Source organism: Campylobacter sp. FOBRC14 (genome assembly GCF_000287855.1).
GTDB classification, from domain to species: domain Bacteria; phylum Campylobacterota; class Campylobacteria; order Campylobacterales; family Campylobacteraceae; genus Campylobacter_A; species Campylobacter_A curvus.
The window spans coordinates 32,942-57,848 of the sequence record NZ_ALJJ01000012.1 but is presented as its reverse complement, the minus strand read 5'-3'; the positions used below and the strand labels follow the sequence as shown (position 1 = coordinate 57,848).

The following is a 24,907-nucleotide window of genomic DNA, read 5'->3' as shown; positions in this document are numbered from 1 at the left end:
TAAATTTAGGTCATTAGATTGTATAATTTAAAAATTATTATCAAATCTCTTTAAAGGAAAAAATATGAAAAAATTTGTTTTAGTGGCCATTTTCGCGGCTTTTGGCGGCATGAGCCTATTTGCGGGCGACATCAGCATCGACAACATCAGAGCTAGGGACACTAAACCGGGCACTAACAACAGCGCTATCTTTATGAATATCAAAAATAGCTCAAATGCCGATGTAAAGCTAGTTAGCGTCAAATCAAGCGTCTGCAAAAGCACCGAGATGCACACTCATAAAATGGCAGATGGTATGATGGCGATGGTGCAGGTAAAAGATATCAACGTGCCTAAAAATGGCGAAGTGATGCTGGCTCCAGGCGGCCTTCATGTCATGCTCATCGATCTTAATAAGCCTCTAAAAGACGGCGACAAAGTCGATCTTGAGCTAAAATTTAGCAACGGTGAGACGATGAAATTTGACAGTATCAATGTGACTAAAAATTTCAAATAATGAAAAAGTTCCTAGCCATTTTTTCGTTTTTATTCATAGCGGTGGGGCTATTTTGGGTTTGTTATAAATTTTTTATGACAAGCAGCGACGATCCGCCTGAATTTGCAAATTTCAGCACTACGCTGGAGCCTTTGGCGTGCGATATGAACAAAGCCGCGTGCCCTGTGGATTTTAACGGCGAGCAGCTGAAATTCGAGCTCAATCCAAAGCCGATCTACGCGATGAGGCCGGTCACTTTAAAGATCGCTGGCGGCGCGAAGCTAGCCCTTAAAGAGCCCGGCCTTGAAATTTACGGATTAAACATGGACATGGGCGTCATACGCGCGAGGCTAGAGCAAAAAGGCGACGATCTACTCGCTCAGGTCGTGCTTAGCGCCTGCGTGGTCGATATCATGCGTTATAGATTTGACGTGACGGATAAAGGCTCTAAAATAGGGCTTCACATAGACTTTGACCTTAAAATTTAGGAGGCGGCGAATGAAAAAGGTGTTTGGATTTTTGGTATTTTTGCTCATTTGCGGTGGGGCTTTATTTTTGCTCATCAAGCCAAACAAATATGACTTCACCGCCGACTCCGCGAACGGTCAAGTGACTCTTAAAAATTTTGACGGCAAATACAAAGCCATATATTTTGGCTTTCTTTTTTGTCCCGATGTTTGTCCGACGACACTCTCTCTTTTGGGTGAGCAGCTAGAGGCGCTAAAACGCGATGACTTCGAGCTTATCTTCGTTACTTTAGATCCCGAGCGCGACACTCCGGAGAATTTGACCCTAATGGCGCAAAATTTTTACAAAAATTCGATCGGCCTCAAGATGAAAAATTTAGCCCAAGTCACGAAACATTACGGAGTGAAATTTAAAAAAGTCCAGCTCAAAGACTCCGCGCTAGACTACTCTATCGCACATAGCTCGTCGATCTATCTGCTCGATAAAGAGGGGAAATTTTTCAGCGAGATTTCAAATCTAACAAAAGAAAACATCAAAGAAAACCTACAAAATATGATCAAAGAGCGACCTTGAGCCTGCTTTAAGCGTCGCAAGATAAAAAAGGATAATCATGAACAAAATTTCAAAATTTACGCTATGCCTCGTGCTTTGCGTAAGCGCGGCATTTGCCAAAATAGAAACTCTCGAGGCCTCTCCTCAAAATGTAGAAAAATTCGAGCAGATCGTCGACGTGAGGACCCCTAGTGAGTGGCAAGAAACCGGCGTCATCAAAGGCGCGAAGCTAGTTACACTCGTTAATGACAAAGGCGAATTTCTAGCCAAGCTAAAAGACTCGGGCGTCGATCTTAGCAAGCCGGTAGCTTTTATCTGCAGGAGCGGACGCAGAAGCCTAGCCGCAGCAAATCTCGCAGATAGCGCGGACGCCAATATAACAAACCTAGACGGTGGCATGAGCGGGCTCATCTCAAAAGGCTATAAGGCCGAGCCTTATAGCGGTAAATAAACGGGCTTATTTACGCTAAAAGCTGTATCATTTTAAAAAAATTGGCTCTGTTATAAAATTGACACTTGCTTCGCAAACCCTACTTGCTCCGCAAAGCACCGAACCTATAGCACGATTTACGCGCTCAGCTACCGCTTCCCTGTCCTCGTAGCGAAGTCTCGTTACGAGTGCGTAGCACGAAGTAAAAATCGGCGGCGATAGCGTCGCTTCACAAGGTTTGACTTCGCTTTGAAAGCTAAAAGTCAATGAAATATTTTAACAGATCCTAAAAATTTTATAAAGGAGAGACAATGAATTTTTTAGAAGCGATGAAATTTCGCCATGCGTGCAAAATTTTTGACGAAAACAAAAAAATAAGCGCGGGCGAATTTGACTTTATCTTGGAGGCAGGCAGGCTAAGTCCTAGCTCGACGGGGCTTGAGCAGTGGGACTTTATCGTCGTGCAAAACAAAGAACTACGCCAAAAGATCCGCGAAATTTCGTGGAATCAAGTGCAAGTGACCTCATGCTCGCACCTAGTCGTGATCACAGCAAAGATCGCCGAGGTCAAGCCCGGTAGCAAATACATCAGCGACATCATCGCCAAGCGCACTAACAAAGCACCGGATATAGTGGGCGATAGGACGAAATTTTATCACGACTTTTTGACAGGACGCTTCAAAAATGACGACGAGCTCACGTATGAGTGGTCAGCCAAGCAGTGCTACATCGCGGCGGCAAATATGATGACCGCAGCGGCTAGCCTAGGCATCGATAGCTGCCCGATGGAGGGCTTTGACGAGGAGGCGCTCGATAAGCTTTTGGGGCTTGACACTAAAAAGCAACGCGCCGCGATAATGATACCTTTTGGCTACCGTATCAACCCACAACCGCAAAAATACCGCCGCGACCTAAATGACATCGTGAAGTGGATATACTAAATTGAAACGCCTTGGGATCCCAAGGCGTTCACCTACTCTAAATGACCGAATTTTCCGCTTTCAAAGTCTATAAAAGCCTGATTTAGCTCCTCTTTGGTATTCATCACAAATGGCCCGTAATGCACTATAGGCTCGTTCAAAGGCTCGCCGCTCATCACCAAGACCATGCTATCCTCAAGCGCCCTTATGCTAAAGTCCGTGCCATTGTTTTCAAAGAGTGCGAGGTTGTCTTGTGATACGCTCTCGTTCTCATTTACGATTACAGCGCCTTTTACGACTAAAAGTGCGGTATTAAAATGCTCCTTGAAGCTAAATTTCGCGCTTTAGTCGCTTTTTAGCTTTGCGTTCATCAAATGCACGGGCGAATATGTCCTGGCCGCTCCCTTGACGCCTTTATATTCTCCTGCAATGACCTCGATACGTCCGCCATCACTAAGGTCGTAAACGCCCATTTTATCGTTCGTTATAGCTTGATATTTGGGCTCACTCATCTTAAATTCACTCGCTAAATTTACCCAAAGCTGCACCATGCAAAAATCGCCACCAGTTTTATTAAATCCGCTCTCGTAAAATTCCTTATGCAGCACTCCGCTAGCAGCACTCATCCACTGCACATCGCCCGTGCCGATGACGCCGCCACCGCCAAAGCTATCGTGGTGCTCAACCTTACCCTCATAGGCTATAGTGACGGTCTCAAAGCCCCTATAAGGATGAGCTCCGACTCCACGAGCAGTATCGCTTGGCGAAACGCTCATTTTGGCGTTATAATCAAGCAAAATGAAAGGATCTATACGTTTCATATCCAGCCCAAAGCCGCTTGGTATGAAGTTATGTACTCTAAATCCGTTCCCGACCCAATGCGTCTCATGCGGCGCATAAACCGACTCTATTTTTCTCATTTTTTCTCCTTATTTTTATATATTTTTTTCAGTAATGAAAACAAATCCACTCTTTCTCGCCCGCTCAAAGGCTCGAAAAATTTACTCGTGACCTCATCGTGCTTCATCATTAGCTCGTCTATTAGCTCGGTCCCTTTTTGCGTCAGCAAGAGGTAAAAGACTCGGTTATCCTTGGCAGACATCTGTCTGGTGATGAGCCCCTTTTTTAAGAGAGAATTTATAGTGTGCGTTATCGTTCCGCTGGTGATCAATATACGTTTCGCCACCATTTGCACCGAGCTTTTTTTAAACGCTTTTAAAGCCTCCAACGTTCCAAACTCGCTAAAACTGAGTCCATAGCTCGAAAATAGCTCCGCAAGCTCCCTTTCAAGGATCTTGGCGTTTTTAAAATATAGATAAAACGTATAAAAATCGCTTCTCATTTTTGACCTTTAAAATTTTTGTGAGATGATAGCGAAATATTATCTTGATGCCAAGATATCTCTATAAAATATCGATATATATGGGAATATAGCTAAATTTAGCAGCTTTATATATTTAAAATAAAAGACTCTTTCAAGGCATAGCGCTTTAACTAAACAAGACTGCAAAGCACATAAACGCTATGTTTTAACAGAGCCAAAAAATAAGTAATTAATAAAAGGTGTGATCTTCGTATAAATCCGAAATTTTATAAATGCAGGCAAAGGCAAAACGAATTTGCCCTTAAATATTTATTTGACCTTATGCTTCACGCTGCCGCCGTATGTTATATCCTCGGCTTTTATATCGTCGTTTGTCAAAATTTCGCTTATCCTGCCCTGCATTTGCAGCTTTTGCTTGTTATCGTAGGCGTCCTCTTGGTAGCTATATACCATCGCTACGCCGACTACGCCCTCTATCGCCTCGATATTTTTAAAGATTCGTATCTCATCGTCGATATCTTTTGCGCTTACGACCACGACTATCTTGTCATCTTGAGCGGCGGCTATCTCGCACTCTTTAAATTCGCCCAAATTTTGCTGCACAGCGGCATTTTTCGAGCTATCTTTCAGGTAGATTATAAGGCTTGAGATATTCATTTTATCCTCCAAAATAGCAAATTTTTCTCATACGCGCTCGTGACGATCTCATCATCACCGATAAAAACGATGCTGTTTATCGTGCTTTGCTCCGTTTTTAGCATCGCTAAATTTTTAAGCGTCGCCATATCTATGAGGCTGACATCGCTCATCTCATCGCTCATGTATGCGCCTATTTTGCCATCTTTGCTAAGTCCTACGCCATACACTAAAAATCCCGCGTCTATCTTTTTTAGCGTCCCGCCGCTAAAGACGCCCACTATCCTGTCCGTGCCGCCCGTTATCAGCGCGCCGTTTTTGTAGGATATGTCATAAATATTATCAGTGTGGATGTCAAGCATTTGTTTCATTTTTTTGGTTGCGATGTCATAAAAATAGACCTTGCCACTCTCGCATCCGATAGCAAGCGTGTTCCTATCCTCGCTAAGCTCCATATCTGAAAGCATCGCGGTCGAAATTTTAAAGCTCTCAAAAATTTCACCGTCATTTAGCCGCATGAAATAAATTTCATTACTGATAGAGCCCAAAACTACGACATTTTCATCTAAAAACAGAGCCTTTTTAATGGCTTGGTTTTTTAGTTTATAGGGCCTTAGTCCGCCCTCGTCTTTTAGATAAAGCGTCCTAGCACCAAAATCGGCCTCGCTAAGCATCAAAATTTTGCCGTTCATCTCGTCGACACTTAAAATTTTAGGCCTCTCGTGGTCGCTGACGTAGCTTTTGATGTCGTCAAATTTTATGATCTCGCTAAAATTCCCGTCATTTATGCTATAAATCTCGACCGTGCCGCCGTCAGTAGCGATATAAAGCTTATCGCCGATCAGCGTCGTGCCAAGCACGTTTGCGCTAGCACTCACTACCTTAAAAGGCTCGCTTATGACCTGAGCAAAGGCAAAATTTAACAGCCACAAAATCAAAAATATCGCCCTCACAGCGCCTCCATTTTCAGTGAATTTTTAAAACAAACGTCAAGACACTCGCCACATCCCGTGCAGCGCTCGTTTATCATCGGGCGAAACACGCCTAAAAAATCGATCGCTCTAAATTTACACGCGTCTTGGCAGTTGTAGCAGATCGTGTCGTTCCACGCGAGGCAGGAATTTACCTCGATACTCACCTTGGCGTTTATAAATTTCGCGAAATTTAGCCCAAGACTCTTACGCCCTGCCTGCTCGCAAGCGACCGCACACGCCTCGCAAAAATTGCAGCCAAGCTTTTTAACTTTAAAGACCACCTTGTCCTCTTCAAAGCTAAGAAGCTCTCGTTCGCACGCACCCACACAAGGCGCATCGCAAAGCGTGCAGTCAAATTCTCCGCTAAAATATGGAGGAGTGATCGCTTTGGGAGCGGTTTTGCCCGCACCCAAAATTTTATTGAAAAGCTCGCGCCTGGTTTGTATCATTTGACGCCGTCGTTTAGCACGTCTAGTAAATTTGACTTGTGAGAGCCGTTTGAATCGCGAAATTCGGGCTTGAATTTATTTCCAACAAGCTGCGTTATACCGCTTTGTTGCTCGACGTGACAAGTCGTGCAGACGTAACGCTCGTCATCAAGCTGTCCGGCTAAATCTTTTTTGTTTCTTATATCATAAAGATGCGATGCAGGAATCGGCGTAGCGCCGCTATCTTTGGCAAATTCAGGCATGTGGCAGGTCACGCACATATTTAGATCCTTGGTTATAGGCACTAGCCCCTCGGTATCGTGCGGGATGAACGGCGGAGCGTTCTCGAACGATCGGTCAAATCTCTTTGCCATGCCCGCAGGCTCTTTTGTGTAGTTGATGTCTTTTAGCGTGACGTTGCTCTCGTCAAGCAAGTCGATATGCCTAAAGCCCATTTGGCTATCGCTGAGTTTACTGCCTGAAACAGCACAGGCAGCTAGAAATGCCGCTACAAGCGCCAACAGCACCGTTGTTTTCATTTTCATTTTTCTCTCCTTAAATTTCTAATACTAAATTTCAAAGCCTCGTCACCGCATACATCTATGCAGCGTCCGCAGCTTATGCACTCGCTAGAGCTTACAAAGCCGCTTTGTTTGCCTATGAGGCCTAATACCTGCACCTCGGGGCAAACCAGCTTGCATTTCATACATTTGGTGCAGGCCTCTTCGTCGTGTCTCACGCGAATGAGCGAAAATTTAGACGCTAGCGCCCAAAACGCTCCGAGCGGGCAAAGATGTCCGCAGATGCCGCGTCCCGCTACGAACACGTCAAAGGCGATGATGCCGATAGCCACGCCGATAGCGCTGCTAGCGCCAAAGATCACGCCGCGCTGGATGATACCGATGTAGCTTATCGCCTCAAACGCCGGCTGAGCCAGCATAAAGGATAGCACGAGGCTTAGCACGAGCATGAAATAGCGTAAATTTTTACTCATTATGAGCATCCGCTCGCCCTTAAAGCCAAATTTGTTTTTCAGTTTAAAGGCGATATCGGTCAGTAAATTTACCGGGCAAACCCACGAGCAAAAGACGCGAGGCGCTATAATAGCGTAAAAGGCAAAGACGATGAGCGCGCCGATCACGGCATTTACGCTTACGCTAAGGCCTGCGATGAAAATCTGCAAAACCGCGAACGGGTCGCTTAAAGGCACTTTGCCAAAAACGATTGACGAGCTTAGATCGCCGCTTAAAATTTTAACGCCGTAGAAATTTGCGATGACAAACAGCACCAAGATCGATATCTGCGTGATCCTACGTAAAATAAGAAATTTCATCACAACTCCCCGCCGTTTAGATAATCAGTCGCTTTTTTACTGTCAAGCTTTATCGTACTATCGGCCTCATCGACGCGGCGCTCGTCCTCTTTGACCCAGCCTTTTACGTAGTTATCGCCCACCGCGCCTAGAGCCACCTCGCGGTTTAAGACCACGATGGCGGGCTTTTGCGTGATACAGGCGCGCTCGCATACCCCGCACCCCGTACAGACGTCGCTATCTACGATCGGCAGCAAAAATGCGTGCTTTTGCGTGCGTTCGTTGCGCTTATACTCGAGGTAAAGAGCTTTATCCAGTAGCGGACAGGCTCGGTAGCAAGCGTCACATTGTATGCCCCAATAAGCCACGCAGTTTTTCATATCCACGACTGCGACGCCCATTTTGGCCTTTTCTATATCGAGCTTGCCGTCAGTGCTGACTAAATTTACATCTAGCGCCCCGGTCGGGCAAACCGGCACGCACGGGATATCCTCGCACATATAGCATGGAATTTCACGCGGCCTGAAAAACGGCGTGCCCGCACTTATGCCATCGCCAAGCTTGGCTAGGCTTAGAGTATCGAACGGACAGGCCTGCACGCAAAGACCGCAACGTATGCAGCTTGCGATAAATTCTTTTTCAGGTTTGGCTGCCGGTGGGCGAAGAAGTACCAAAGGGGCCGCTTGTGTGGCTTGTCTCCAAACAAAGCCGCCTCCAGCCGCCAGGGCCAAGGCCTTGAGCCCAAATTTCAGTACTTCGCGTCTATTTTTTAAATCTAAATTTTGCAAGATCAAGCCTTGTAAATTTTAACCGCACACTTTTTATAATCTGTCTCTTTAGAGATCGGGCAGGTCGAATCAAGCGTGACTTTGTTTATAAACACGTTCTCATCGAACCATGGCACGTAGATGAGCCCGACAGGCGGCTTGTTCCTGCCTTTTAGATCCACGCGGGCTTTGACCTTGCCGCGGCGAGACTCGATCCAGACGATCTCGTTTTGAAGCACGCCAAGCTTTGTAGCATCCTCCTCGTGCATATAGCAAAGCGCCTCGGGAACGGCCCTATAAAGCTCAGGAACACGCATAGTCATCGTGCCTGAGTGCCAGTGCTCGAGCACGCGGCCGGTGCATAGCCAAAACGGATATTCGCTGCTTGGCATCTCGCAAGGATCCATATAAGGGCGGAAGAAAATTTTAGCTTTGTTCGTAAGCGGAGTTTTTTCTTTGTCGGTCACGCCTTTTAGATCGCCACTTGGAAGGGCTGCGGCCTTGTTGCCGTAAAATGCGAATTTATCGTTTGGAGCGGCCTTTTTAGCGTAAGGATCGAATTTGGTATTAAACCTCCACTGCGTCTCTTTGCCATCGACGACCGGCCATCTAAGCCCGCGCACCCTGTGATAGGTGTCAAAATCAGCCAGGTCGTGTCCGTGTCCGAGACCAAATTTTCGGTATTCTTCCCAAAGGTATTTATGAACGAAAAAGCCATATCCTTTAAATTCTTTACCATCCGAGCCGATGACTCCTCGCTTGTCGCCAAAGACTTCCGTGTTGTCAAAATTTTCCATTATAGGATCGTTTGCAGGATAGCTCTTTGCCTCCTCGTTTGCGAAAAGCACGTCAAACAGCGTATCCTCTTCGCTGTATCCCATGGCTTTTGCAGCGTCCAAGACGCTTGGCAGAGTCACCTTGTCGTTTAGCTTTTTCTCGCCCCAGACGTCTTTTAGCTTGAAGCGTTTGCTAAATTCCAGCATCTGCCAGATATCAGGCATCGCTTCGCCCACAGGCAGCACTTGCTGTCTCCAGTGCTGCGTCCTGCGCTCGGCATTGCCGTATGCTCCCCATTTTTCATATATCATCGCGGTAGGCAAGATGAGGTCGGCGACCTTTGCCGAGATACCAGGATACGGATCGCTCACGACGATGAAGTTGTCCATCTCGCGAGCAGCCTTGATCCAGTGGTTTGCATTTGCGGTATTTTGCCAAGGATTATTTACCTGAACCCAGATGAATTTCACTTTGCCGTCTTCTAGATCGCGCATCATTTTTACGTAGTGAGAGCCCGGCACGCCGTTTAGCGTTCCTGCTGGAAGCTTCCAAATTTTTTCTGAGATTTCTCTATGTTTTGGATTATTCACCACCATATCAGCAGGCAAGCGGTTAATGAATGTTCCTACCTCGCGAGCCGTACCGCACGCGCTTGGCTGACCGGTGAGAGAAAAGGCTCCAGAGCCAGGGAGGGCTTGCTTGCCAAGTAAAAAATGCACCATATAAGCTTGCTCATTTACCCAGGTGCCACGCTGATGTTGGTTGAAGCCCATGGTCCAAAAGCTCACGACCTTGCGGTTTTTCTCGATGTAAAGATCGGCTAGAGCCTTTAGCTTGCCTTTAAATTCCTCTATATCTTCGTTTGGATCGCCCTTTGCGACCTTAGCGGTAAATTCCAGCGTATAAGGCGCAAGGGCTTTTTTAAATTCTTCAAAGCTTATGTGCCAGTGATTGCCGGCTGTGGCTGTATTTTTATTTTCCATCGTATCGCCGGCTTTTAGCCCTAGGTAAGACAAAGTCACGCCCTCTGCCTCACTAAGTACTTTTGATTTTTCTGTCGCAGCGGTATCTAGTTCGCTTTGATCATATTTTTTATGTTTTATGTCAGGGCGCAGTCCGTATCCGATATCCACAGGTCCGGTCGTAAACACACAATGGTTTTTAACAAATTCCTCGTCTATCATTTCAGGGTGGTTATAAACGATCTCATGAGCGATGTAGTTCCAGATCGCAAGGTCCGCAGACGGAGAGAAAATAATCTCGATATCGGCCAAATTTGAAGTCCTGGTCGAATAGGTACTTAAATTTACAACCTTTACTTTATCGGGATCGCTAAGCTTTCTGTCACTTACCCTGGCCCACAAGATCGGGTGCATCTCGGCCATATTTGCACCCCAAGCTACGATAGTGTCCGTTAGCTCTATGTCGTCAAAACAACCCGATGGCTCGTCTATACCAAAAACTTGCATAAATCCTGCAACTGCGCTTGCCATACAGTGTCTAGCATTTGGATCGATACTGTTGCTTCTAAAGCCAGCTTTCATCATCTTAGAGGCTACATAGCCTTCAGGGATGGTGTATTGTCCCGAGCCCAAAACGCCCACTCCATGAGGTCCAAGCTCGTTATAAGTCTTTCTGAACTGAGCCTCCATCACGTCAAAGGCTTGCTTCCAGCTTACTTGCTTAAATTTACCTTTTTTGTCGAACTCGCCCTTTTCATTTACGCGTAAAAGCGGGTGCGTGATCCTGTCCTCGCCATACATGATCTTGGCATTAAAATAGCCCTTTATACAGTTTAGTCCACGATTTACCGGCGCTTCTGGGTCGCCCTTAACGGCTACTATCTTGCCCTCTTTCGTGGCGACCATGATACCACAGCCCGTCCCACAGAAACGGCAAGCCGCTTTGTCCCAGCGCCAGCCCTTTTCAGCTTCGCTCGCCGCCGATAAATTTGCAGGTATAGCGATGCCTGCACCAGCACAAGCGGCGCTAACAGCGGCTGATTTTATGAAATCTCGTCGATTCATCTTCTCTCCTCACAATCTTAAAGTTACATTTTTGCGCGTATCTTAACGATGAGAAACTTATTTACAGCTTATTTAAATTAATTAATTTTTTTAATTTATGACAAGGCAAATCAATTTAAATCTCTTCGGGTATTTTAAAATTTAAAATTCTAACGGCAAGATGAGGTCTAAGTATATCTTTTTATATCGATTGTATTTGATTGTCATTTTCAAAAAATGTCACGATTTTGTTTTGCTGTATTAAAATTTTATTTATATTAATGTGTAGAAAAGTAACTCTTGAAAGCGGGATAATAAAATTTAGATTTCAAAGTAAGACCAAGTGAGATTTCTAAGAAATGGTGGAAGCGAGGTTGTTCGAAATTTTGCTTTAAATATCGTTTTTATCGTATTTTATTAAAAAATAAAGCCAATTTTTACACACTTAAAAACACATCCGAGCTATTTTACGATGTAATAAAAAATTTAAGCTATTCTGCGGTAAAAAATAGGTAATGAAAAGTTTGGTTTTCAATACAAAAATGCAGATATGCCCTAAAATAGGCACTTTGTGATTTAAGCATTTGTCGTTTTTAAGTTTCAAACGCTTAAACGGCTAAATTTTCTTAAGAATAGGGTATGTTTCACGGCTTTTTTAGCTCGAAACTTAATTAAGCTTTGTTTGTGAAATAAAAACCGTTTTTATTTGTTTCACGCTTGCCACTCGTTGGCGTTGTAAATACCTAGCAAGTAAATAGCCTCGCCGATGATAGCATAGGGGATTACGTAGCCTTTTATGATTAGCTCGCGTTTATCGTCTGATATTTTGCGCCCTAAGCTTGGATTATCGCTTAACAGCTGAGCGGTATCAAGCAAGCGATTAGTAAAGCTTTGCGCCCGTGCGTGGCTGTCTTTTGCTATGTAGTCAAACACTGCTTTTAGCTCTTTGTCAAATCGCTGCGTGCGTTTGATTACCACTTTGCCACCTCATCGTGCAAACTTTCAAGCGGATATGTTTCAAGCTCTCCGCGTTTAATGGCTTCGTAGTCTGCTTCATATTCGCCAAATCTTGACTGATAACCCGCTTCATATTCTAGGCTCATTTTGACGCCGTCAAATTTAGCAAGCGTTTTTAATATCTCTTTTGCCTTAATGATAAAATCCGCACTATCGGTTGTGATCGTAAGTGTCTGCATTTTAGACCCTTTGATTTAGTTTAGCTTAGTTTAGCACAACTTGGATTAAATTTATCCCTGCTTATAGAGAGTTAAATTTTATATACAAAATAATTTGTGTATCAAAAAATCTAAATTTTAATAAACAGAGAAAATAGCAAGCGTTATAACCTTGTCTAATTTCTGTCCGTGTGTAAAGAAAATAAGCCTGCTTATAGTCTGTCTTAATTTCTGTCTTGCTCGATAGAAAATAGCGAGCGTTATAAGCGCTCATTTTCGTTTGCTTTGTCTGCGTGCCATACTGGCAAATCGTGCTTTTATTAACCTTGTAGCGCTCATTTTGCCCCCCCCCCCTGACAAATCGGGCGGGGTCAATCCATTGTCTTTAAAACTATGCTCGAGCGCGTCAAAACTGACAATGGTAACGAGCTTAAAATTTAGTCCTGCCTTTGATAGTTTAGATTATCCCCGTCTTTTTGGCTAGTCTTTTGTAAAGCTTGGTGTTGTCTTTTAATAGGTCAAAGAGATCGTAAGCAAGCTCTAAAACGTTGTATTGCTTATTGCCGTGCTTGTCTTCGCTCTCATAGATACTTAAAAGCTTGGTAAATTGCGCCTCATCTTTTCTTAGCTGTCTTTGTATGCTTTCGTTGCTTGGCAAGCCTGCAAGTGAGTAAAAAAGGCTTTTACTTTTGTTTGGAAACTTTTATTTATCAGATACGATTTTATCGATGATTAGCTGGCAACTTTTGCAGCGGTCATTATGGCGGTCATTTCTGCTTCGCTTAGGCGTTGCTTTGCTGACAATAACGATATTTGAGCTTCAACTAAGTGGTCATTTTTTGGTCTTAATCCGCTTGTTAAATTTGCAATCATTGCCTTTGATACATTATGCTTTTTGGCTAGCTCTCTTTGGCTAAATTTGCCCGTCTTGTGCTCGGCTAATATTAGCTCCTACGTCTCATCTGTTATTTTTGCCATCGTTTGCCTTTTTTAAATACTTCGTTTCGCACATCTTGCGCCTATTTTCGCTCATTCTGTGTTTTAATATCCAATCTAAAGCTTCTTTAGGTGTGTTTAGTATCGCCTTTAGTTCGGTTTGGTATTTTTTAACCTCGCTTTGCCTTAGGTTGTTTATTAGTGTTTCGTCCGTGTAGGGGCTGTTAAATACCTCGCGGATTAAAAACGATAGCTCGGTCAAATAGAAATGATCGTCTCTTTGTTCCCAATCGGGATAAAGTCTATCCAACGTAGCATAAAAAGCGTCTAGAGGCTTAAGGTCTAAGGCTGTGTTTAGCGTTGAGGTTTCCATATTTTGATTATGGCATATCGCTAAAATGGGCGTTCGGCTTGCGTTCGCCGTTTGTTCGTTGTTTTTGCCTTTAAATACGCCTTAAGCCGTGTAAATCGGGGTTTAAGTGTTCTTTGAGTGTTCATTTTTTAAAGCTCCGTTAAAAATAGACTTATGGGGGGGCGATTAAACCCCTTTGATTTAGATCGCTATGCCAAATGTATGACCTTGTGGTTCTGCTTGCTTTTTAGTTTGATTAATTCCTGCTCTAGCTCGTATGCTTCGTCCGATACTTCAGCCCATTTATCTGACGCAGTGCGGTAAGCTTGCTCTAGCTCGCTTAGTCTGCTTTGTAGTGTCATCTTATCGGCTAGCAGGCTTTGGATTTTATCCTGATAGCCTTTTAGCTGTCTTAGTGCGTAAATATTGCTACAATAGACTAAATAGCCCACGTTGTATATTATTTGCTCACTTACCTCATCGCTACCACCGTTGTTTTGCCTGATTAGGGCGTTAAAGCTCTCTTTGCTTGCCGGTCTGTCCGGGTTGGCTAGTATTAGCATTTCTTTATCTCCTCTCTTTTCTCGGTTAGCTTTTTTTCTGCATATTGGCTTACAGCCTCTGCAATATCATCAATAACGCCACTTAAAAAATAGCCTACATTTATCATCACGTCACTATTCATATTTGTAGCCTTTTGAAGGTGCGGCAAGGCTAATACTAACGTGCTAATGTTGTTTAGTGCGCTCGGTATCTCGTCGGCTATGTCAAATGTTAATTGCATTGGGTCTCCTTTAAAAGTTAAAATGACTTATTTTATTTTGTAATAGTATCATTCTGATACTTATGTGATTATTAAAAAAGTATCAATTAAACTTTATTTTTGCTTTTTTAATGTTATTATGATATTATTACGGCATTAAAAAGGGTTAAAATGGATAAAAAAGAATTTGACGGGTTTTTACAAAAATTAAATATTAGCAAAAAAGACTTGGCGGAATTAGTATCAATGCCTTACAATACAGTAAACGGCTGGAATGGGGGCACAAAGCCTTACCCGTCTTGGCTTAAAAGCTGGTTTGAAAATTACGAAAAATCCACACGCTACGAAAAGATCAAAGAATTAACTAAAGACCTTTAACCTCATCGCCACTAATCCCCTACCCACTCAGCGCAAAAATGCTTTTAGCTCTATGAATTAAACTCACACAGCTTTAACGGACGCAAAATTGCGTCGGTTGGGTTTTCCCTTTTTTGTGGAATGACGATTTTATGGGCTCGGCTCGATGCCTTATTTTTAAGGAGACGGACAAAGCTCGCATTTAAAGGCATTGCTACGTAAGCCGAAAATTAAGCGCACGGGCTGAGCTAAAAAGCTTTTGATCGCGTCAAGCTATCCGCCTCCGCCCTTTGAGGGGCGGGGCGTATTCATCTAAAAGGTTAAAATTCTCTCGCTTTTTTAACATATCGCCTTTTATTTGTTAGAAAATACATCAAAAATTAACAATACGCACTTAAACGCAAAATAAAGCCCTCTGTTTGATTTTAACTCTTTTTGATGTCTTTGTATGAGCCAAGCTCCTTTTATTGATTGTAAGCTGTGATTTTTGCACTTATGGCTACTATTTGATTTTATCCCCCGCTCGCTTGTTTCACTCGCTCGCTAGACCTCGCGTGAGGCTTAAGGAAAGTGTGATAAAAAGGGTTAATGAAAAGAGAATGGGGGTAAATGAGGTATCATTCACTAAGGGGGTCTGAAACTTAAAACGCGTTTTTTCGCTCTCTGTGTAAGTGTGAGCTAGCTCCGTCTGTGTGCTTGTTTGCGCTTTGTTTGGCTTATGGAAATTTTATTTTAGCCGCCTTGCATTTTGATAACGAGTGACAACGAAAAGCGATACACGTTTTAGCATTTCTTAAAGTAAATGAAAAGGGCAGAAAATGGCTTAAGGTTTGGGTAGGTTTGGTGGCAAATTTGGCGGAATAAATATGCGATGAGGTTCAGGCGTTACAATGTAACGTTACGGTGCGTTACGTGCGCATAAGTTGTTATTGGATAGCAGATAGAATTATTTTGCTTGACTTGTTTAAAAATGGGCTGTATAATTACGGCGAAATTCGAGGGCGCACTTATCGCGCCCACTTCACTTACACAAAGAAATTCACTGAGGGTGCTTTAAAGCCCTCCTTGTAAATATTCCATTATCTCACTATCCAAACAATCTAAAACATCATCAATAAAGGTCTCTAGCATATCAGGCACAACCCCCACTATCTTATCGTTTAGCCTTGTCGATATTCTCGGCGCGCCGTATTCATTTAGTTTGTAAAGGTTTTCAAAGTGAAAAGCGCGGTTTCTTATCGTGAGTATAAGAGAATAACAAATTTTAACTTTTTGAAAATTAGGCATTGAGCTTTTACCGTGCTTATTAAATTTTGAATATTTACGAAAATCAATTGCCGACAAATCCACCAGTTTATTATGTAGCTTCATCACGTTTATTAATGTAACCCAGTAGCCCAAAGTTTGACGCGAGACAAACGTGTCGTCGTCGATACTTAGCAGGCGTGCGGTCTTATTGCGCGTGATAATCTCGACAATACCCAGCTTGGGCGCTAATCTTTGCATAAGTAAAAAATTATCCCTATGCTTTGCTTCACTCTCATAATCTTTTAATCTTTTTTCTGAAAATAGCCCTATCAAGTCCATATTAGCCCTTTTGAAATTTACCGCGCTATTTTACGTAAAACGGGCTTAATAATAGTTTCATAAGCTATCAGCGGTTATCACGCCCCTAGCTCTCTTTTGTTATTCTTTGCCTTGTATGCGAGCTTTGGCGGGTGCGGTTTGGTAGCGATGTCGATTATTTGCGAAAAATCGCGGACGGCTTGGCGTAGTTGTAGCTCCAGGCGTTCGGCTCTAGGTAGTAACGCAGGCTTGTTTAAATCAACTATCGGAGCGGTAGCCTCTGCGCGATACAATGGCAAATTTAGATTATTTTTTAATGCCTTGTCGTAGAAATAGACGCGCTCTAAAACGCCTAAATTTTGCTTTAGATATGCGGTGTTATCATATTGGACTATCTCAAATGCGTCCAGGTTAAAGGGCTTTGCTCTATCAAAACACAAATCAATACTAGAGACGTTATTAACCGCGCCTAAAAGCTCCACTACGAGGTCAAAGGGCGGGGCGGGCTTGTGATACTGCTTTAGCCCGTAAAACTCAATCACGGTGCGCTGCCTGCACTCGCTCGCGGCTTTTGTAGTGGCGTAGAATATGCTTAGATTTTCGAGTTCGTAAAGCTCGGTTATTTTTAGCCCTCGAAACTCGTAGCGATTGGATATTTTTATCTCTTTGGCGTCTCGCATTTTGCGCCACTTCAAGCCGTGATTTTTGGCTATGCTTTTAAGCAGCTCTATTTTGGTGTAGTGCTTGCGCGTTATTCTATTTTTTAGGAAACTCGCGCGTATGGTGTCTATGGCTATGCTAGGCGTTTCAGCTAGTATTTGGGTAATTTGAGGTAGAATTTCCACGTTTTACAATCCAAAGAGGGCGGATCGCTTGACACTAACCGCCCCCTAGAAATTTTTAAATTAATCCTCTGCTAATTGAGGCGCATTTTTAGCTTTTTGTGAGCGGACGGCCTCCTCACTAACTCCGAAGGCTTGCGCTACTTGCTTATTTGATAAGCTCCACGTATCGCCATATTCTAAAATCTCTAAATTTAGATTGTTAAATGCTACTATTGCGCTCATATTTTACCCTCTAAATATCTTTTAGCTTTTTGGAAATCGTCGATACGCCATAATTTAAACCGCCTTTTAGGATCGTTCGCGTCCGTGCACCACCTAAATTTAACGATTTTTTCTCTAAAAAGCTCTACTAAATACTGATTTGCGTTACTTATGCCAAATACTCGCCCTGCGGTTATTTCCGTTCCGTCCCACATCATTTTTATTAATGCTGTTTTATGTCTGCTTCGTATCATCTGTCGCTCTCCTCTCTTATGCCGGCTTTTATCTCTAGCTCTTTTATGCTCCTGCTTTGTGTCTGCACTATGTGGAATAAATCGTAAGCGCAATCTAGCAAAGGTTGAGCTACGCCCTCTAAGCTTGCCACCTTGTAGGTATGCAAATGCTTTTTAAAAGCCTTTAGCATAACCTCATCGCCCGCACTAAAGCAAAGTTTGCTAGGCATAAATACTAGCTTACTCATCGCGCGCTCCTTTGAAAAAATCGCTCTCTTAGCCGTTGGTTTTCGGTGTGGAGTGCTTGGAGTTGGTTGCGCTGTTCGTGTAGGACTTGAAATAAATTAAAGGCTACTGCGAGCCCTTGATTTAATCCCTCTTTGTAGTCGCTAGGCTCGTCGCTTGTCGCAGATTTTAAGACGTCTGGATAAACCTCGCCCAGCATTCGCGCAAAGTCTGAATAAAGCCCTTTTTCGGTTTCGTTTTCAAAAGCTTTCACCTTACGCGCTCCTATCTTGTAAATACGCGTCTAGCTCGCTCTTTAAAAAGCGGATAGTGCGCTCTGTTAAGCGTTTAGGCTTCGGGAAATCGTCGCGCTTCATAAACCGCCATAACGTAGCGGTCGAAATGCCTAAATACTGCGCCGTTTCTTTCGGGCTTAGCGTGTTGTTCTTTGTGATTAATGGGTTCATAATAAAAACTCCTTACGAGTGATATTATTTATCCGCGTGCGCACTTGAATAAATATAAAGTGATTTTATCTGATAATGAATAGAGTGTAAAACTTTTAAAGTGGCAAAAAATGCGTATTTTAGGGGATTTGTTTAAATGGCTAATCTTACAAGATTAGCAAAAATAGCCATTTTTAAAATATTATTCTTTTGATAAAAGCTCGGCTATTTCTTTGTTAAAAGCTTCGTGCGTAAATGCCGTTATCTTGTCTTTTAGTTTTGTGATTTCGCTTAGTAAAAATTTAATCTCGTCTGTCGCATTTAAGCCGTAATATGAATTTATCGAATAAAGGGCTTTTTCTAGTTTGCCCCTGTCGTTTGGTATTTTGTAGTATGCGTATGTACTCAATATTTTTGGGGTTTCTTGCTTTGATAAGCCTTTAATATCCGCTTCAATTTGGTTCAGTATTTTATTAAAAATTTGATACTCCTCTATTTCTTGCTTAAATTCGTGCATATTCTCGCCACTTTTTCCAGCTTCTAAATAAAAAGGAATAGATGTTTTTATGTCGATAATTCTTTTAAACTCGTCTATTGTTTGGGCATCTTTGGTTATGTTCCTTTTGGCATTTATTGGGGGCGTGGTTATGTTGTGCATTTCTTTGGTAACGTATGAAAAAAATAAAAATCCTAATGAATAGGCTATTTCTCGATAATCAGGCTCTGTTTTTGCTAATGGCTCTAAAAATTCAAAGCAAGGTTTTAATACTTCGCAATCTTTTATTATTTGCGATTTTTGCTCTAGCTTGACGTCGTCGCGTTCTGTTCCTTCGGCGTCTGGGTCGTCTGTTTCGCAATGAAAAATAGAAAAATATACTGTGCAAAATGCGTAATAATAAAAAGCTTGTAAGAAATAAAAATAAAATTTATGCGCTTCTATGTCTTGCGTAACTATCGTGCAGTCTTTTTGCCCTCCGTTTTCGTGCAGTAGGTCGAAATTCTGAACTATCGATAAAAACGGCAAATAATCGACGGGGTTACCGTTAATATCCTCGCCAACAATAAAATCTTGATGGTCTATGATATACTTATCTAATAAAAAATCTTGCTTTAGCTTATTTTTGCCCTTTGCGCTATTGCTTCGCGTTTTATTTGCCATTTATTCCCCTTTCGCTTCGTCTAGATAATCGCTCCACCATTGCATAAGCTCGGCGCGCTCCTCTAGCCTTTGGCTTCTGTCGTAGATTGATTTTATTTTGTTTCGCTCTCTGTGGTCTAGGCAAAACTCTATTATTTCCGCGTCTTTGCCGTGTCGTTTGATATTTTCGTTTAGCAGCGTCGAGGCGGTCGCCCTTAGCCCGTGAAATACCGTTTCATCGCCGAAGCCTAGCCGCTTAAGCGCATAATTGAGCGTATTCTCGCTTAAGGGCTTTAGGCTCGTTATGTCGCTAGGAAACACGAAATCGCCCCGCCTTATCTCGTATTGAGCTTTTAAAAGCTCTTTTACTTGCCTGCTGATTGGTACGGCGAAGTCTGCGCCCATTTTCATATCGCTAGCGGGAAATACGATAAGGTTATTATCAAAGCTAACGTATCGCCATTTTAGCCCTCTGACGTTCGCGCTACGTAAAAAGGTATGCGCGCCGAATACTAACGCCTGCTTGGTGCTGTTTGAGCCTCTAAAGCCGTCAATCGCCCTTAAAAGCTCGCCTAGCCTTTCGGGGTCTGTTATCGCTCTGAAGTTCTCGCATTTTGAGGTTTTGAAGGTATCGGCAAAAATAATATCCCTCGTTGGGTTATGTTCGATGTAACCTTTATTGACGGCTAAGTCTAAAATCTTACAAAGTAGCCTAAACGTGCGTTTGCTCGTGTCGTGGCTTATGCCTTTTTTGGTCTCGGCTTCTTGTATGCGCTCTATCGTCTGCGCGTAATCCCTGCGCGTTAGTGTGCGAATATCGCCGTTTTTGAGATAGGGCATAAGGTAGTTATTTATCCGCCCCGCCTCTCTGCTAAGCGATGAGGTATTTTTTGCCTGCTCTTTTTCTATCCACTCGCGCGCCACGTCCTCAAACTTAACCGCCTTTTGAGCTATCACGGCTTTTTTGATGTCCTCGCCTCTCTCTTTTAGCCTTTTTAGCTCGGTCGCTTTAGCTCTTGCTTCGGCTAGCGTGATACTGGGATACTTGCCTATGATGATTTGATTGGTTTTGCGATCGGCGTCGGCGTATCTAAAGATAAACGTCTTGCTTACGCCGTTTTTGGTCTGCGTCGCATAAACATAGAGGTATGGAGTTGAAATATCCTTAATCCACTCTCTAGCCTTGCCGTCTTTGAGCGCGTAATTTTTTAGCTGACTATCTTTCGCAAACGTCGCCATTTTCTAGCCTTTTGTGTATGTGCGTAAGTGTGTTTTTGGGTATGTAAATTAAATTTGCTTGTTTTTTGACACACTCAAAATCTAGTTTTTGCGCTTATGATTTTGCGTAAAGCCCGTCCTGATCGGTTATCCTATTTTTGAGTGTGTAAAAATTTAGCGTTTTACTCTTGCACACTCAAAAACACACTTATTTTCTTGAAAATGTATGATATTCAATGAAATCTTATGAAATGCTAAAAGGTGTTTAAAGCTCGTATTTTATGGGGTTTTGAAAGCTTTTGAAATCTTGTAAAAATGATAGATGGTGGAAGCGAGGGGGATCGAACCCCTGTCCAAAAACAAAACAACCACAGCCTCTACATGTTTAGCAAAAGTGAAAATTTCATCTAGCCACGCTCACTTTCCAAAACGAACGGCTAAACTAAGACGAAATTTCAGCTCACGCCTCGTCAGGACGCACGCCTACTCTATCTGGGGTTACTCGCAGACTTTCTTAGATAGTATCAAAAGGGCGAGGCTCAACTGAACTTACGCAGCTTTAGCGTAAGCAGGAGCGAATTTAACGTTATTTGCGTTTAAATTTAGTTTGAGCTTTTTACGCTTTGCTCAAAGCGACATGCCACCGTAGCCACTCTGCTCCTGTCGAAGCCAAGTCGCTCCCATATCAAAGGAGGGCTATTGTAATACTTTTTAAAATTTTAGTCAAGCTTTTCGGGGATATTTATGATGAGCGGGTCAAGGACGCTAAAATACTCTGCGTCATGCTCGACATCTTGTCTATATTTTTCAAACTGATCGCTCACCATCAAGAGCCAGTCGATGAAATCATCATTCGCAGGCCCGTTTAGGACTCTAGCCTCTTCGCAGACCTCCTCTGCAAGCGTCGTCAGCTTGAGGATAGGATCAAGATGCATGAAACCGGCGGCGGATTTGATATTATGAAAGATCCTAAAAAGCTCTTGGATATTGTTTTTATATTTGTCGTTTCTAGCTAAATTTACTATCAAAGGCTCCATCAAATCGCACATCAAAGAGTAGTGCGATAGAAATTCTTCAACTATATCATACGAATAATCTATCTCCAGCCTTTTTAATATACCCATCATTACGTCCCCTAAGAAATTCTAGCAATTGTAGCAAAATTTTGATAAAATTAAAAACTTTTTATATAAATTTCGAGGCATTTTATGGCAAACGACAAGAAAAAACTCACGGTAAACGATATAAAAAACAAAAAGATAAAAGGCGAGCCGATAGTCATGATGACCGCCTACGATGCGCTTTTTGCCAAAATTTTCAATGATTATGCCGATATCATTTTAGTCGGCGATAGCCTAAATATGAGCTTTCATCTAAAAAAAGAGACGATAAGCGCCACGATGGAAATGATGCTTTATCACACAAAGGCCGTTTGCGCCGGGGCCAAAAGCTCGTTTATCCTGGCCGATATGCCTTTTGGCAGTTACAGCGACGAAAGGTCGGCTCTAAAAAACGCGATGAAATTTTTTAAACAAACCGAAGCAGATGCCGTAAAGATCGAAGGCGGAATGAAAAACGTGGCGATCATAAAAAGGCTTTGCGAGGAAGGCATAAGCGTGATGGGACACATCGGGCTCATGCCGCAGTTTTCAAAATTTGAGGGCGGGTTTAAGATAAAAGGCCGCGATGAAACCGAGGTAAAGAGGCTGATGGATGAGGCCAAAGCGATCGAGCAAGCGGGTGCGTTTGCTATCTTGCTTGAGGGCACGATAAACAGCGTCGCAAAGCAGATTTCAGATAGCGTGAGCGTGCCGGTCATCGGCATCGGCTCTGGCGCAGATGTGGACGGGCAGGTCTTGGTGTGGTCTGATATGCTCGGGTTTTTTGAGGATTTTAAGCCAAAATTTGCCAAAAGATACCTAAACGGCGCCGAGCTCGTCAGGCAAAGCGTGCAAACATATGCAAACGAGGTCAAAAATAGAATTTTCCCAAGCGAGGAATTTTCGTATAAAGGCTGATCTTGCGTGAATTTAGATAAATTTTGCAAGGCAAAGGCGCGTGTAGAGCTTGGAAACTGGCGAAATTTAAGATATGGCTTTAAATTTAGCCCTTTTAGTTTAAAATAAGGCTTTGTTTTTAAAAATGTTTATGTGTTTAACGAGCGCTTCGCGTCTGCTTTAGAGCTTCTTACTCGTAGCCCAAGGTGACTCTTGAACGTTGCGAGTGATAATGAAGTGAAAAAATAGGGCTTGCTGAAGCTTTAAAACACTTTGCCAAAATAGAGCGTAAATTCAGGTAAAACTAAAATTTAGGATAAAAATGGACAGGATAGTCGAGATCGAAAAAGTAAGCTTCGAGAGCGAATTTGAAGTATCTTTGCGCCCTTCAAGCTTTGATGACTACATCGGACAGGAAAAGATAAAGCAAAATTTAGACGTTTTCATAAAGGCCGCCAAAAAGCGCGGCGAATGCCTGGATCACGTGCTCTTTTACGGTCCTCCCGGGCTTGGTAAGACCACGCTCGCGCACATAATCGCAAACGAAATGGCTGTCAGTATAAAAATGACCGCAGCCCCGATGATAGAAAAAAGTGGCGATCTGGCAGCGATCTTAACGAACCTACAAGAGGGCGACGTGCTCTTTATCGATGAGATCCACCGCCTAAGCCCGGCTATCGAGGAGGTGCTTTACCCTGCGATGGAGGACTTTCGCCTCGACATTATCATCGGCTCAGGCCCCGCAGCACAAACGATAAAGATCGATCTGCCGAAATTTACGCTCATCGGCGCTACGACGCGTGCCGGTATGATCTCTGCGCCACTACGAGATCGCTTTGGGATGGATTTTAGGCTTCAGTTTTACAGCACCGCCGAGCTTAGCAGGATCATTCAGATAGCCTCCGTAAAGCTTGGCAAGGAGTGCGACAAGGCAGCCGCCCTAGAGATAGCAAAACGCGCTAGAGCCACGCCTCGCATAGCGCTAAGGCTGCTAAAACGTATCCGCGACTTTGCCGAGGTCAATGACGAGGCCATGATCTCTCACGAACGCGCAAAAGAGGGGCTAAACGCACTTGGCGTAAATTCGCTCGGGTTTGACGAGATGGATATAAAATATCTTGAAATTTTACTTGACGCCAAACGCCGCCCGCTAGGCCTTAGCACTATCGCTGCGGCACTTAGCGAGGACGAGGGCACGGTCGAGGATGTCATCGAGCCTTATTTGCTGGCAAACGGCTTTATCGAGCGCACGGCAAAGGGGCGCATCGCAAGCGAGAAATGCTTCGAAACTTTTAAAATAAAACTAAACCGAACAAAAGGGCTTTTTGATGGTGAGTAACAGCAGAATTTTCTTTGGTATCTTTATATTTGTGGCGCTCTCGCTCGTGATTTATCTGTTTAAGCCGTTTTTACTAGATCTCTTCATCGCTGCACTTTTAGCCGTAGCCACTTCAAACATAAACGTGCTGTTTTTAAAGCTCACAAAAGAGCGCAAAACGCTTTCGGCCGCACTCACAACGGCAGTTTTATTCACACTTTTCATTGCGCCGTTTTTATACGCCGTGATCGAGCTTACCAGATATGCTTCGACCTTTAATATGAATAACATAACGGGTACGATAGATTACATCAAAAACTACGACTTCGCGCTACCTTCATCGATCGAGTTTTTAGAGCCGAAATTTAAAGAATTCATCGCTCAAGTCGACATCAAAGCAATCACAGCCAACATTTTGACAAACCTTGCAAATTTAGGCAAACTAAGTGCGAAATTCATCACCGATGTCGCCTTTATCCTCGTATTTTTCTTTTTTGCGATCCTTTATGGCAACGAGCTTGTCATCTATATGAAAAAGGCGCTTCCGATGAAAGAGAGCGAGAGCGGCTTTATACTAAGCGAGATGGCCAACGTGATGAGCGTGGTGCTTTACTCTATCATCATAAACGCGATATTGCAAGGGCTTTTGTTCGCCTTCATCACGATCATCTACGGCTACAACGGCTTTTTGACGGGTATCTTGTTTGCCTTCATGTCGCTCATACCGGTAGTGGGCGGGGTCTTAGCCTGGGCGCCTATCAGCCTTTACGAGCTCGCAAACGGCAATGCCACAGGCGCTATCGTCATCACGCTTTATACGATCATCGTGATCTCGGTCATCGCCGATACGTTTTTAAAGCCGCTGGTGATCAAATTTATAAACGACAAACTAGTAAAGATCCCGACTAAGATCAACGAGCTTTTAATATTTTTCGCGATGATCGCGGGCATCACGACATTTGGCTTTTGGGGGCTCATACTTGGACCTGCGATCGTTACGTTTTTCCTCTCGACCATCAAACTTTACGTGCTTTTAAAAGAGCGCTCGGTCGTTTGAAATTTCAAATT

At 43.3% G+C, this 24,907-nt stretch carries 33 protein-coding genes, 1 other RNA gene and 1 pseudogene; 9 read left to right on the top strand and 26 right to left on the bottom strand.

The genetic code is table 11. The features are described from left to right. Positions 1-64: 64 nt before the first annotated feature. From HMPREF1139_RS06070 to HMPREF1139_RS06045, 5 genes are all read left to right on the top strand, one after another. Positions 65-496, top strand: a complete 432-nt coding sequence (locus HMPREF1139_RS06070) for a copper chaperone PCu(A)C (RefSeq protein WP_009650522.1) — start codon at positions 65-67, stop codon at positions 494-496. Then, positions 496-963, top strand: coding sequence for a hypothetical protein (locus HMPREF1139_RS06065; RefSeq protein WP_009650573.1), 468 nt, complete (start codon positions 496-498; stop codon positions 961-963). The genes HMPREF1139_RS06070 and HMPREF1139_RS06065 overlap by 1 nt, the downstream gene beginning before the upstream one ends. A gap of 10 nt (positions 964-973) precedes the next feature. After that, entirely contained in the window at positions 974-1,516 is a 543-nt protein-coding gene (locus tag HMPREF1139_RS06060) for an SCO family protein (RefSeq protein ID WP_009650496.1), read from the top strand. 37 nt (positions 1,517-1,553) lie between these two features. After that, a complete protein-coding gene (locus HMPREF1139_RS06055) occupies positions 1,554-1,946 on the top strand; it encodes a rhodanese-like domain-containing protein (protein ID WP_009650583.1) in 393 nt (130 codons plus the stop codon). Between the two features lie 290 nt (positions 1,947-2,236). Next, positions 2,237-2,866, top strand: a complete 630-nt coding sequence (locus HMPREF1139_RS06045) for an NAD(P)H-dependent oxidoreductase (protein ID WP_009650512.1) — start codon at positions 2,237-2,239, stop codon at positions 2,864-2,866. Between the two features lie 32 nt (positions 2,867-2,898). On the opposite strand, the pseudogene HMPREF1139_RS11735 reads toward HMPREF1139_RS06045, so the two are convergent. The 15 genes and pseudogenes from HMPREF1139_RS11735 to HMPREF1139_RS05970 form a co-directional block, all read right to left on the bottom strand. Further along, positions 2,899-3,171: pseudogene (locus tag HMPREF1139_RS11735) on the bottom strand (pirin-like C-terminal cupin domain-containing protein); the annotation flags it as partial. An 18-nt stretch (positions 3,172-3,189) separates the two neighbouring features. After that, the gene (locus tag HMPREF1139_RS06040) at positions 3,190-3,765 is read right to left on the bottom strand and encodes a pirin family protein (protein ID WP_009650542.1); all 576 of its coding nucleotides are present in this window, start codon (positions 3,763-3,765) and stop codon (positions 3,190-3,192) included. Then, positions 3,762-4,187 (bottom strand): MarR family winged helix-turn-helix transcriptional regulator, encoded by a 426-nt coding sequence (locus HMPREF1139_RS06035; RefSeq protein WP_009650453.1) that lies wholly within the window; start codon positions 4,185-4,187, stop codon positions 3,762-3,764. Before HMPREF1139_RS06035 ends, HMPREF1139_RS06040 begins: the two co-directional genes overlap by 4 nt. A 291-nt stretch (positions 4,188-4,478) precedes the next feature. Next, positions 4,479-4,826, bottom strand: coding sequence for a chaperone NapD (locus HMPREF1139_RS06030; RefSeq protein WP_009650486.1), 348 nt, complete (start codon positions 4,824-4,826; stop codon positions 4,479-4,481). Continuing rightward, a complete protein-coding gene (locus tag HMPREF1139_RS06025; RefSeq protein ID WP_009650503.1) occupies positions 4,823-5,758 on the bottom strand; it encodes a WD40 repeat domain-containing protein in 936 nt (311 codons plus the stop codon). Before HMPREF1139_RS06025 ends, HMPREF1139_RS06030 begins: the two co-directional genes overlap by 4 nt. Then, complete coding sequence (locus HMPREF1139_RS06020; RefSeq protein WP_009650561.1) at positions 5,755-6,228, bottom strand: 4Fe-4S binding protein; 474 nt, start codon at positions 6,226-6,228, stop codon at positions 5,755-5,757. The genes HMPREF1139_RS06025 and HMPREF1139_RS06020 overlap by 4 nt, the downstream gene beginning before the upstream one ends. Beyond that, positions 6,225-6,752 (bottom strand): nitrate reductase cytochrome c-type subunit, encoded by a 528-nt coding sequence (locus tag HMPREF1139_RS06015; protein WP_009650511.1) that lies wholly within the window; start codon positions 6,750-6,752, stop codon positions 6,225-6,227. The genes HMPREF1139_RS06020 and HMPREF1139_RS06015 overlap by 4 nt, the downstream gene beginning before the upstream one ends. Continuing rightward, positions 6,749-7,540 carry a quinol dehydrogenase ferredoxin subunit NapH gene (gene napH, locus HMPREF1139_RS06010; RefSeq protein ID WP_009650587.1) on the bottom strand — a complete coding sequence of 264 codons (792 nt, stop codon included), beginning with the start codon at positions 7,538-7,540 and terminating at the stop codon, positions 6,749-6,751. The genes HMPREF1139_RS06015 and napH overlap by 4 nt, the downstream gene beginning before the upstream one ends. Then, on the bottom strand, positions 7,540-8,307 hold the full coding sequence (gene napG / locus HMPREF1139_RS06005; RefSeq protein WP_009650525.1) for a ferredoxin-type protein NapG: 768 nt from the start codon (positions 8,305-8,307) through the stop codon (positions 7,540-7,542). The genes napH and napG overlap by 1 nt, the downstream gene beginning before the upstream one ends. 2 nt (positions 8,308-8,309) lie before the next feature. Then, positions 8,310-11,090, bottom strand: coding sequence for a nitrate reductase catalytic subunit NapA (napA, locus tag HMPREF1139_RS06000; RefSeq protein ID WP_009650470.1), 2,781 nt, complete (start codon positions 11,088-11,090; stop codon positions 8,310-8,312). A gap of 690 nt (positions 11,091-11,780) precedes the next feature. Further along, entirely contained in the window at positions 11,781-12,047 is a 267-nt protein-coding gene (locus HMPREF1139_RS05995) for a type II toxin-antitoxin system RelE/ParE family toxin (RefSeq protein ID WP_009650532.1), read from the bottom strand. After that, the gene (locus HMPREF1139_RS05990; protein WP_009650462.1) at positions 12,041-12,265 is read right to left on the bottom strand and encodes a hypothetical protein; all 225 of its coding nucleotides are present in this window, start codon (positions 12,263-12,265) and stop codon (positions 12,041-12,043) included. The genes HMPREF1139_RS05995 and HMPREF1139_RS05990 overlap by 7 nt, the downstream gene beginning before the upstream one ends. Before the next feature lie 436 nt (positions 12,266-12,701). Then, positions 12,702-12,902: a hypothetical protein gene (locus tag HMPREF1139_RS05985; protein WP_034966210.1), complete on the bottom strand. Its 201-nt coding sequence runs from the start codon at positions 12,900-12,902 to the stop codon at positions 12,702-12,704. 839 nt (positions 12,903-13,741) lie between these two features. Beyond that, positions 13,742-14,095, bottom strand: a complete 354-nt coding sequence (locus tag HMPREF1139_RS11875) for a hypothetical protein (RefSeq protein WP_009650580.1) — start codon at positions 14,093-14,095, stop codon at positions 13,742-13,744. Beyond that, entirely contained in the window at positions 14,089-14,316 is a 228-nt protein-coding gene (locus HMPREF1139_RS05970) for a hypothetical protein (protein ID WP_009650538.1), read from the bottom strand. Before HMPREF1139_RS05970 ends, HMPREF1139_RS11875 begins: the two co-directional genes overlap by 7 nt. Before the next feature lie 150 nt (positions 14,317-14,466). Between HMPREF1139_RS05970 and HMPREF1139_RS05965 the strand changes: the two genes are divergently transcribed. Then, on the top strand, positions 14,467-14,673 hold the full coding sequence (locus tag HMPREF1139_RS05965) for a helix-turn-helix transcriptional regulator (RefSeq protein ID WP_009650478.1): 207 nt from the start codon (positions 14,467-14,469) through the stop codon (positions 14,671-14,673). 1,032 nt (positions 14,674-15,705) lie between these two features. Here the strand turns inward: HMPREF1139_RS05965 and HMPREF1139_RS05960 are convergent. From HMPREF1139_RS05960 to HMPREF1139_RS05920, 11 genes are all read right to left on the bottom strand, one after another. Then, entirely contained in the window at positions 15,706-16,239 is a 534-nt protein-coding gene (locus tag HMPREF1139_RS05960; RefSeq protein WP_009650559.1) for a hypothetical protein, read from the bottom strand. 77 nt (positions 16,240-16,316) lie between these two features. Then, entirely contained in the window at positions 16,317-17,063 is a 747-nt protein-coding gene (locus tag HMPREF1139_RS05955) for a hypothetical protein (protein ID WP_009650515.1), read from the bottom strand. Positions 17,064-17,123: 60 nt separating this feature from the next. Then, on the bottom strand, positions 17,124-17,285 hold the full coding sequence (locus tag HMPREF1139_RS11325) for a hypothetical protein (RefSeq protein WP_009650567.1): 162 nt from the start codon (positions 17,283-17,285) through the stop codon (positions 17,124-17,126). Next, positions 17,282-17,518 carry a hypothetical protein gene (locus tag HMPREF1139_RS11730; protein ID WP_009650495.1) on the bottom strand — a complete coding sequence of 79 codons (237 nt, stop codon included), beginning with the start codon at positions 17,516-17,518 and terminating at the stop codon, positions 17,282-17,284. Before HMPREF1139_RS11730 ends, HMPREF1139_RS11325 begins: the two co-directional genes overlap by 4 nt. Then, a complete protein-coding gene (locus HMPREF1139_RS05945; RefSeq protein ID WP_009650491.1) occupies positions 17,515-17,745 on the bottom strand; it encodes a hypothetical protein in 231 nt (76 codons plus the stop codon). The genes HMPREF1139_RS11730 and HMPREF1139_RS05945 overlap by 4 nt, the downstream gene beginning before the upstream one ends. Then, positions 17,742-17,996 carry a hypothetical protein gene (locus tag HMPREF1139_RS05940; RefSeq protein WP_009650477.1) on the bottom strand — a complete coding sequence of 85 codons (255 nt, stop codon included), beginning with the start codon at positions 17,994-17,996 and terminating at the stop codon, positions 17,742-17,744. Before HMPREF1139_RS05940 ends, HMPREF1139_RS05945 begins: the two co-directional genes overlap by 4 nt. A 1-nt stretch (position 17,997) precedes the next feature. Then, complete coding sequence (locus HMPREF1139_RS05935; protein WP_009650500.1) at positions 17,998-18,189, bottom strand: helix-turn-helix transcriptional regulator; 192 nt, start codon at positions 18,187-18,189, stop codon at positions 17,998-18,000. Between the two features lie 181 nt (positions 18,190-18,370). After that, entirely contained in the window at positions 18,371-19,327 is a 957-nt protein-coding gene (locus tag HMPREF1139_RS05930) for a hypothetical protein (protein WP_009650480.1), read from the bottom strand. After that, positions 19,328-20,545, bottom strand: a complete 1,218-nt coding sequence (locus HMPREF1139_RS05925; RefSeq protein WP_009650465.1) for a tyrosine-type recombinase/integrase — start codon at positions 20,543-20,545, stop codon at positions 19,328-19,330. A gap of 302 nt (positions 20,546-20,847) precedes the next feature. Beyond that, positions 20,848-21,206, bottom strand: a transfer-messenger RNA (tmRNA) gene (gene ssrA / locus HMPREF1139_RS11320). A 37-nt stretch (positions 21,207-21,243) separates the two neighbouring features. Next, positions 21,244-21,648, bottom strand: a complete 405-nt coding sequence (locus HMPREF1139_RS05920) for an Hpt domain-containing protein (RefSeq protein WP_011992552.1) — start codon at positions 21,646-21,648, stop codon at positions 21,244-21,246. Positions 21,649-21,732: 84 nt separating this feature from the next. Between HMPREF1139_RS05920 and panB the strand changes: the two genes are divergently transcribed. The 3 genes from panB (at position 21,733) to HMPREF1139_RS05905 (ending at position 24,896) form a co-directional block, all read left to right on the top strand. Continuing rightward, entirely contained in the window at positions 21,733-22,542 is an 810-nt protein-coding gene (gene panB, locus HMPREF1139_RS05915) for a 3-methyl-2-oxobutanoate hydroxymethyltransferase (protein ID WP_009650460.1), read from the top strand. Positions 22,543-22,843: 301 nt separating this feature from the next. After that, entirely contained in the window at positions 22,844-23,860 is a 1,017-nt protein-coding gene (gene ruvB / locus HMPREF1139_RS05910) for a Holliday junction branch migration DNA helicase RuvB (protein WP_009650569.1), read from the top strand. Then, positions 23,853-24,896 carry an AI-2E family transporter gene (locus HMPREF1139_RS05905; RefSeq protein WP_442852113.1) on the top strand — a complete coding sequence of 348 codons (1,044 nt, stop codon included), beginning with the start codon at positions 23,853-23,855 and terminating at the stop codon, positions 24,894-24,896. Before ruvB ends, HMPREF1139_RS05905 begins: the two co-directional genes overlap by 8 nt. Positions 24,897-24,907: the final 11 nt, after the last annotated feature.

Bases quoted from the DNA above. Each gene is read 5' to 3' on its own strand.
- HMPREF1139_RS06070 (WP_009650522.1), top strand. From the start codon at position 65: ATGAAAAAATTTGTTTTAGTGGCCATTTTCGCGGCTTTTGGCGGCATG.
- HMPREF1139_RS06065 (WP_009650573.1), top strand. From the start codon at position 496: ATGAAAAAGTTCCTAGCCATTTTTTCGTTTTTATTCATAGCGGTGGGG.
- HMPREF1139_RS06060 (WP_009650496.1), top strand. From the start codon at position 974: ATGAAAAAGGTGTTTGGATTTTTGGTATTTTTGCTCATTTGCGGTGGG.
- HMPREF1139_RS06055 (WP_009650583.1), top strand. From the start codon at position 1,554: ATGAACAAAATTTCAAAATTTACGCTATGCCTCGTGCTTTGCGTAAGC.
- HMPREF1139_RS06045 (WP_009650512.1), top strand. From the start codon at position 2,237: ATGAATTTTTTAGAAGCGATGAAATTTCGCCATGCGTGCAAAATTTTT.
- HMPREF1139_RS06040 (WP_009650542.1), bottom strand. From the start codon at position 3,765: ATGAGAAAAATAGAGTCGGTTTATGCGCCGCATGAGACGCATTGGGTC.
- HMPREF1139_RS06035 (WP_009650453.1), bottom strand. From the start codon at position 4,187: ATGAGAAGCGATTTTTATACGTTTTATCTATATTTTAAAAACGCCAAG.
- HMPREF1139_RS06030 (WP_009650486.1), bottom strand. From the start codon at position 4,826: ATGAATATCTCAAGCCTTATAATCTACCTGAAAGATAGCTCGAAAAAT.
- HMPREF1139_RS06020 (WP_009650561.1), bottom strand. From the start codon at position 6,228: ATGATACAAACCAGGCGCGAGCTTTTCAATAAAATTTTGGGTGCGGGC.
- HMPREF1139_RS06015 (WP_009650511.1), bottom strand. From the start codon at position 6,752: ATGAAAATGAAAACAACGGTGCTGTTGGCGCTTGTAGCGGCATTTCTA.
- napH (WP_009650587.1), bottom strand. From the start codon at position 7,540: ATGAAATTTCTTATTTTACGTAGGATCACGCAGATATCGATCTTGGTG.
- napA (WP_009650470.1), bottom strand. From the start codon at position 11,090: ATGAATCGACGAGATTTCATAAAATCAGCCGCTGTTAGCGCCGCTTGT.
- HMPREF1139_RS05990 (WP_009650462.1), bottom strand. From the start codon at position 12,265: ATGCAGACACTTACGATCACAACCGATAGTGCGGATTTTATCATTAAG.
- HMPREF1139_RS11875 (WP_009650580.1), bottom strand. From the start codon at position 14,095: ATGCTAATACTAGCCAACCCGGACAGACCGGCAAGCAAAGAGAGCTTT.
- HMPREF1139_RS05970 (WP_009650538.1), bottom strand. From the start codon at position 14,316: ATGCAATTAACATTTGACATAGCCGACGAGATACCGAGCGCACTAAAC.
- HMPREF1139_RS05965 (WP_009650478.1), top strand. From the start codon at position 14,467: ATGGATAAAAAAGAATTTGACGGGTTTTTACAAAAATTAAATATTAGC.
- HMPREF1139_RS05960 (WP_009650559.1), bottom strand. From the start codon at position 16,239: ATGGACTTGATAGGGCTATTTTCAGAAAAAAGATTAAAAGATTATGAG.
- HMPREF1139_RS11325 (WP_009650567.1), bottom strand. From the start codon at position 17,285: ATGAGCGCAATAGTAGCATTTAACAATCTAAATTTAGAGATTTTAGAA.
- HMPREF1139_RS11730 (WP_009650495.1), bottom strand. From the start codon at position 17,518: ATGATACGAAGCAGACATAAAACAGCATTAATAAAAATGATGTGGGAC.
- HMPREF1139_RS05945 (WP_009650491.1), bottom strand. From the start codon at position 17,745: ATGAGTAAGCTAGTATTTATGCCTAGCAAACTTTGCTTTAGTGCGGGC.
- HMPREF1139_RS05935 (WP_009650500.1), bottom strand. From the start codon at position 18,189: ATGAACCCATTAATCACAAAGAACAACACGCTAAGCCCGAAAGAAACG.
- HMPREF1139_RS05930 (WP_009650480.1), bottom strand. From the start codon at position 19,327: ATGGCAAATAAAACGCGAAGCAATAGCGCAAAGGGCAAAAATAAGCTA.
- HMPREF1139_RS05925 (WP_009650465.1), bottom strand. From the start codon at position 20,545: ATGGCGACGTTTGCGAAAGATAGTCAGCTAAAAAATTACGCGCTCAAA.
- HMPREF1139_RS05920 (WP_011992552.1), bottom strand. From the start codon at position 21,648: ATGGGTATATTAAAAAGGCTGGAGATAGATTATTCGTATGATATAGTT.
- panB (WP_009650460.1), top strand. From the start codon at position 21,733: ATGGCAAACGACAAGAAAAAACTCACGGTAAACGATATAAAAAACAAA.
- ruvB (WP_009650569.1), top strand. From the start codon at position 22,844: ATGGACAGGATAGTCGAGATCGAAAAAGTAAGCTTCGAGAGCGAATTT.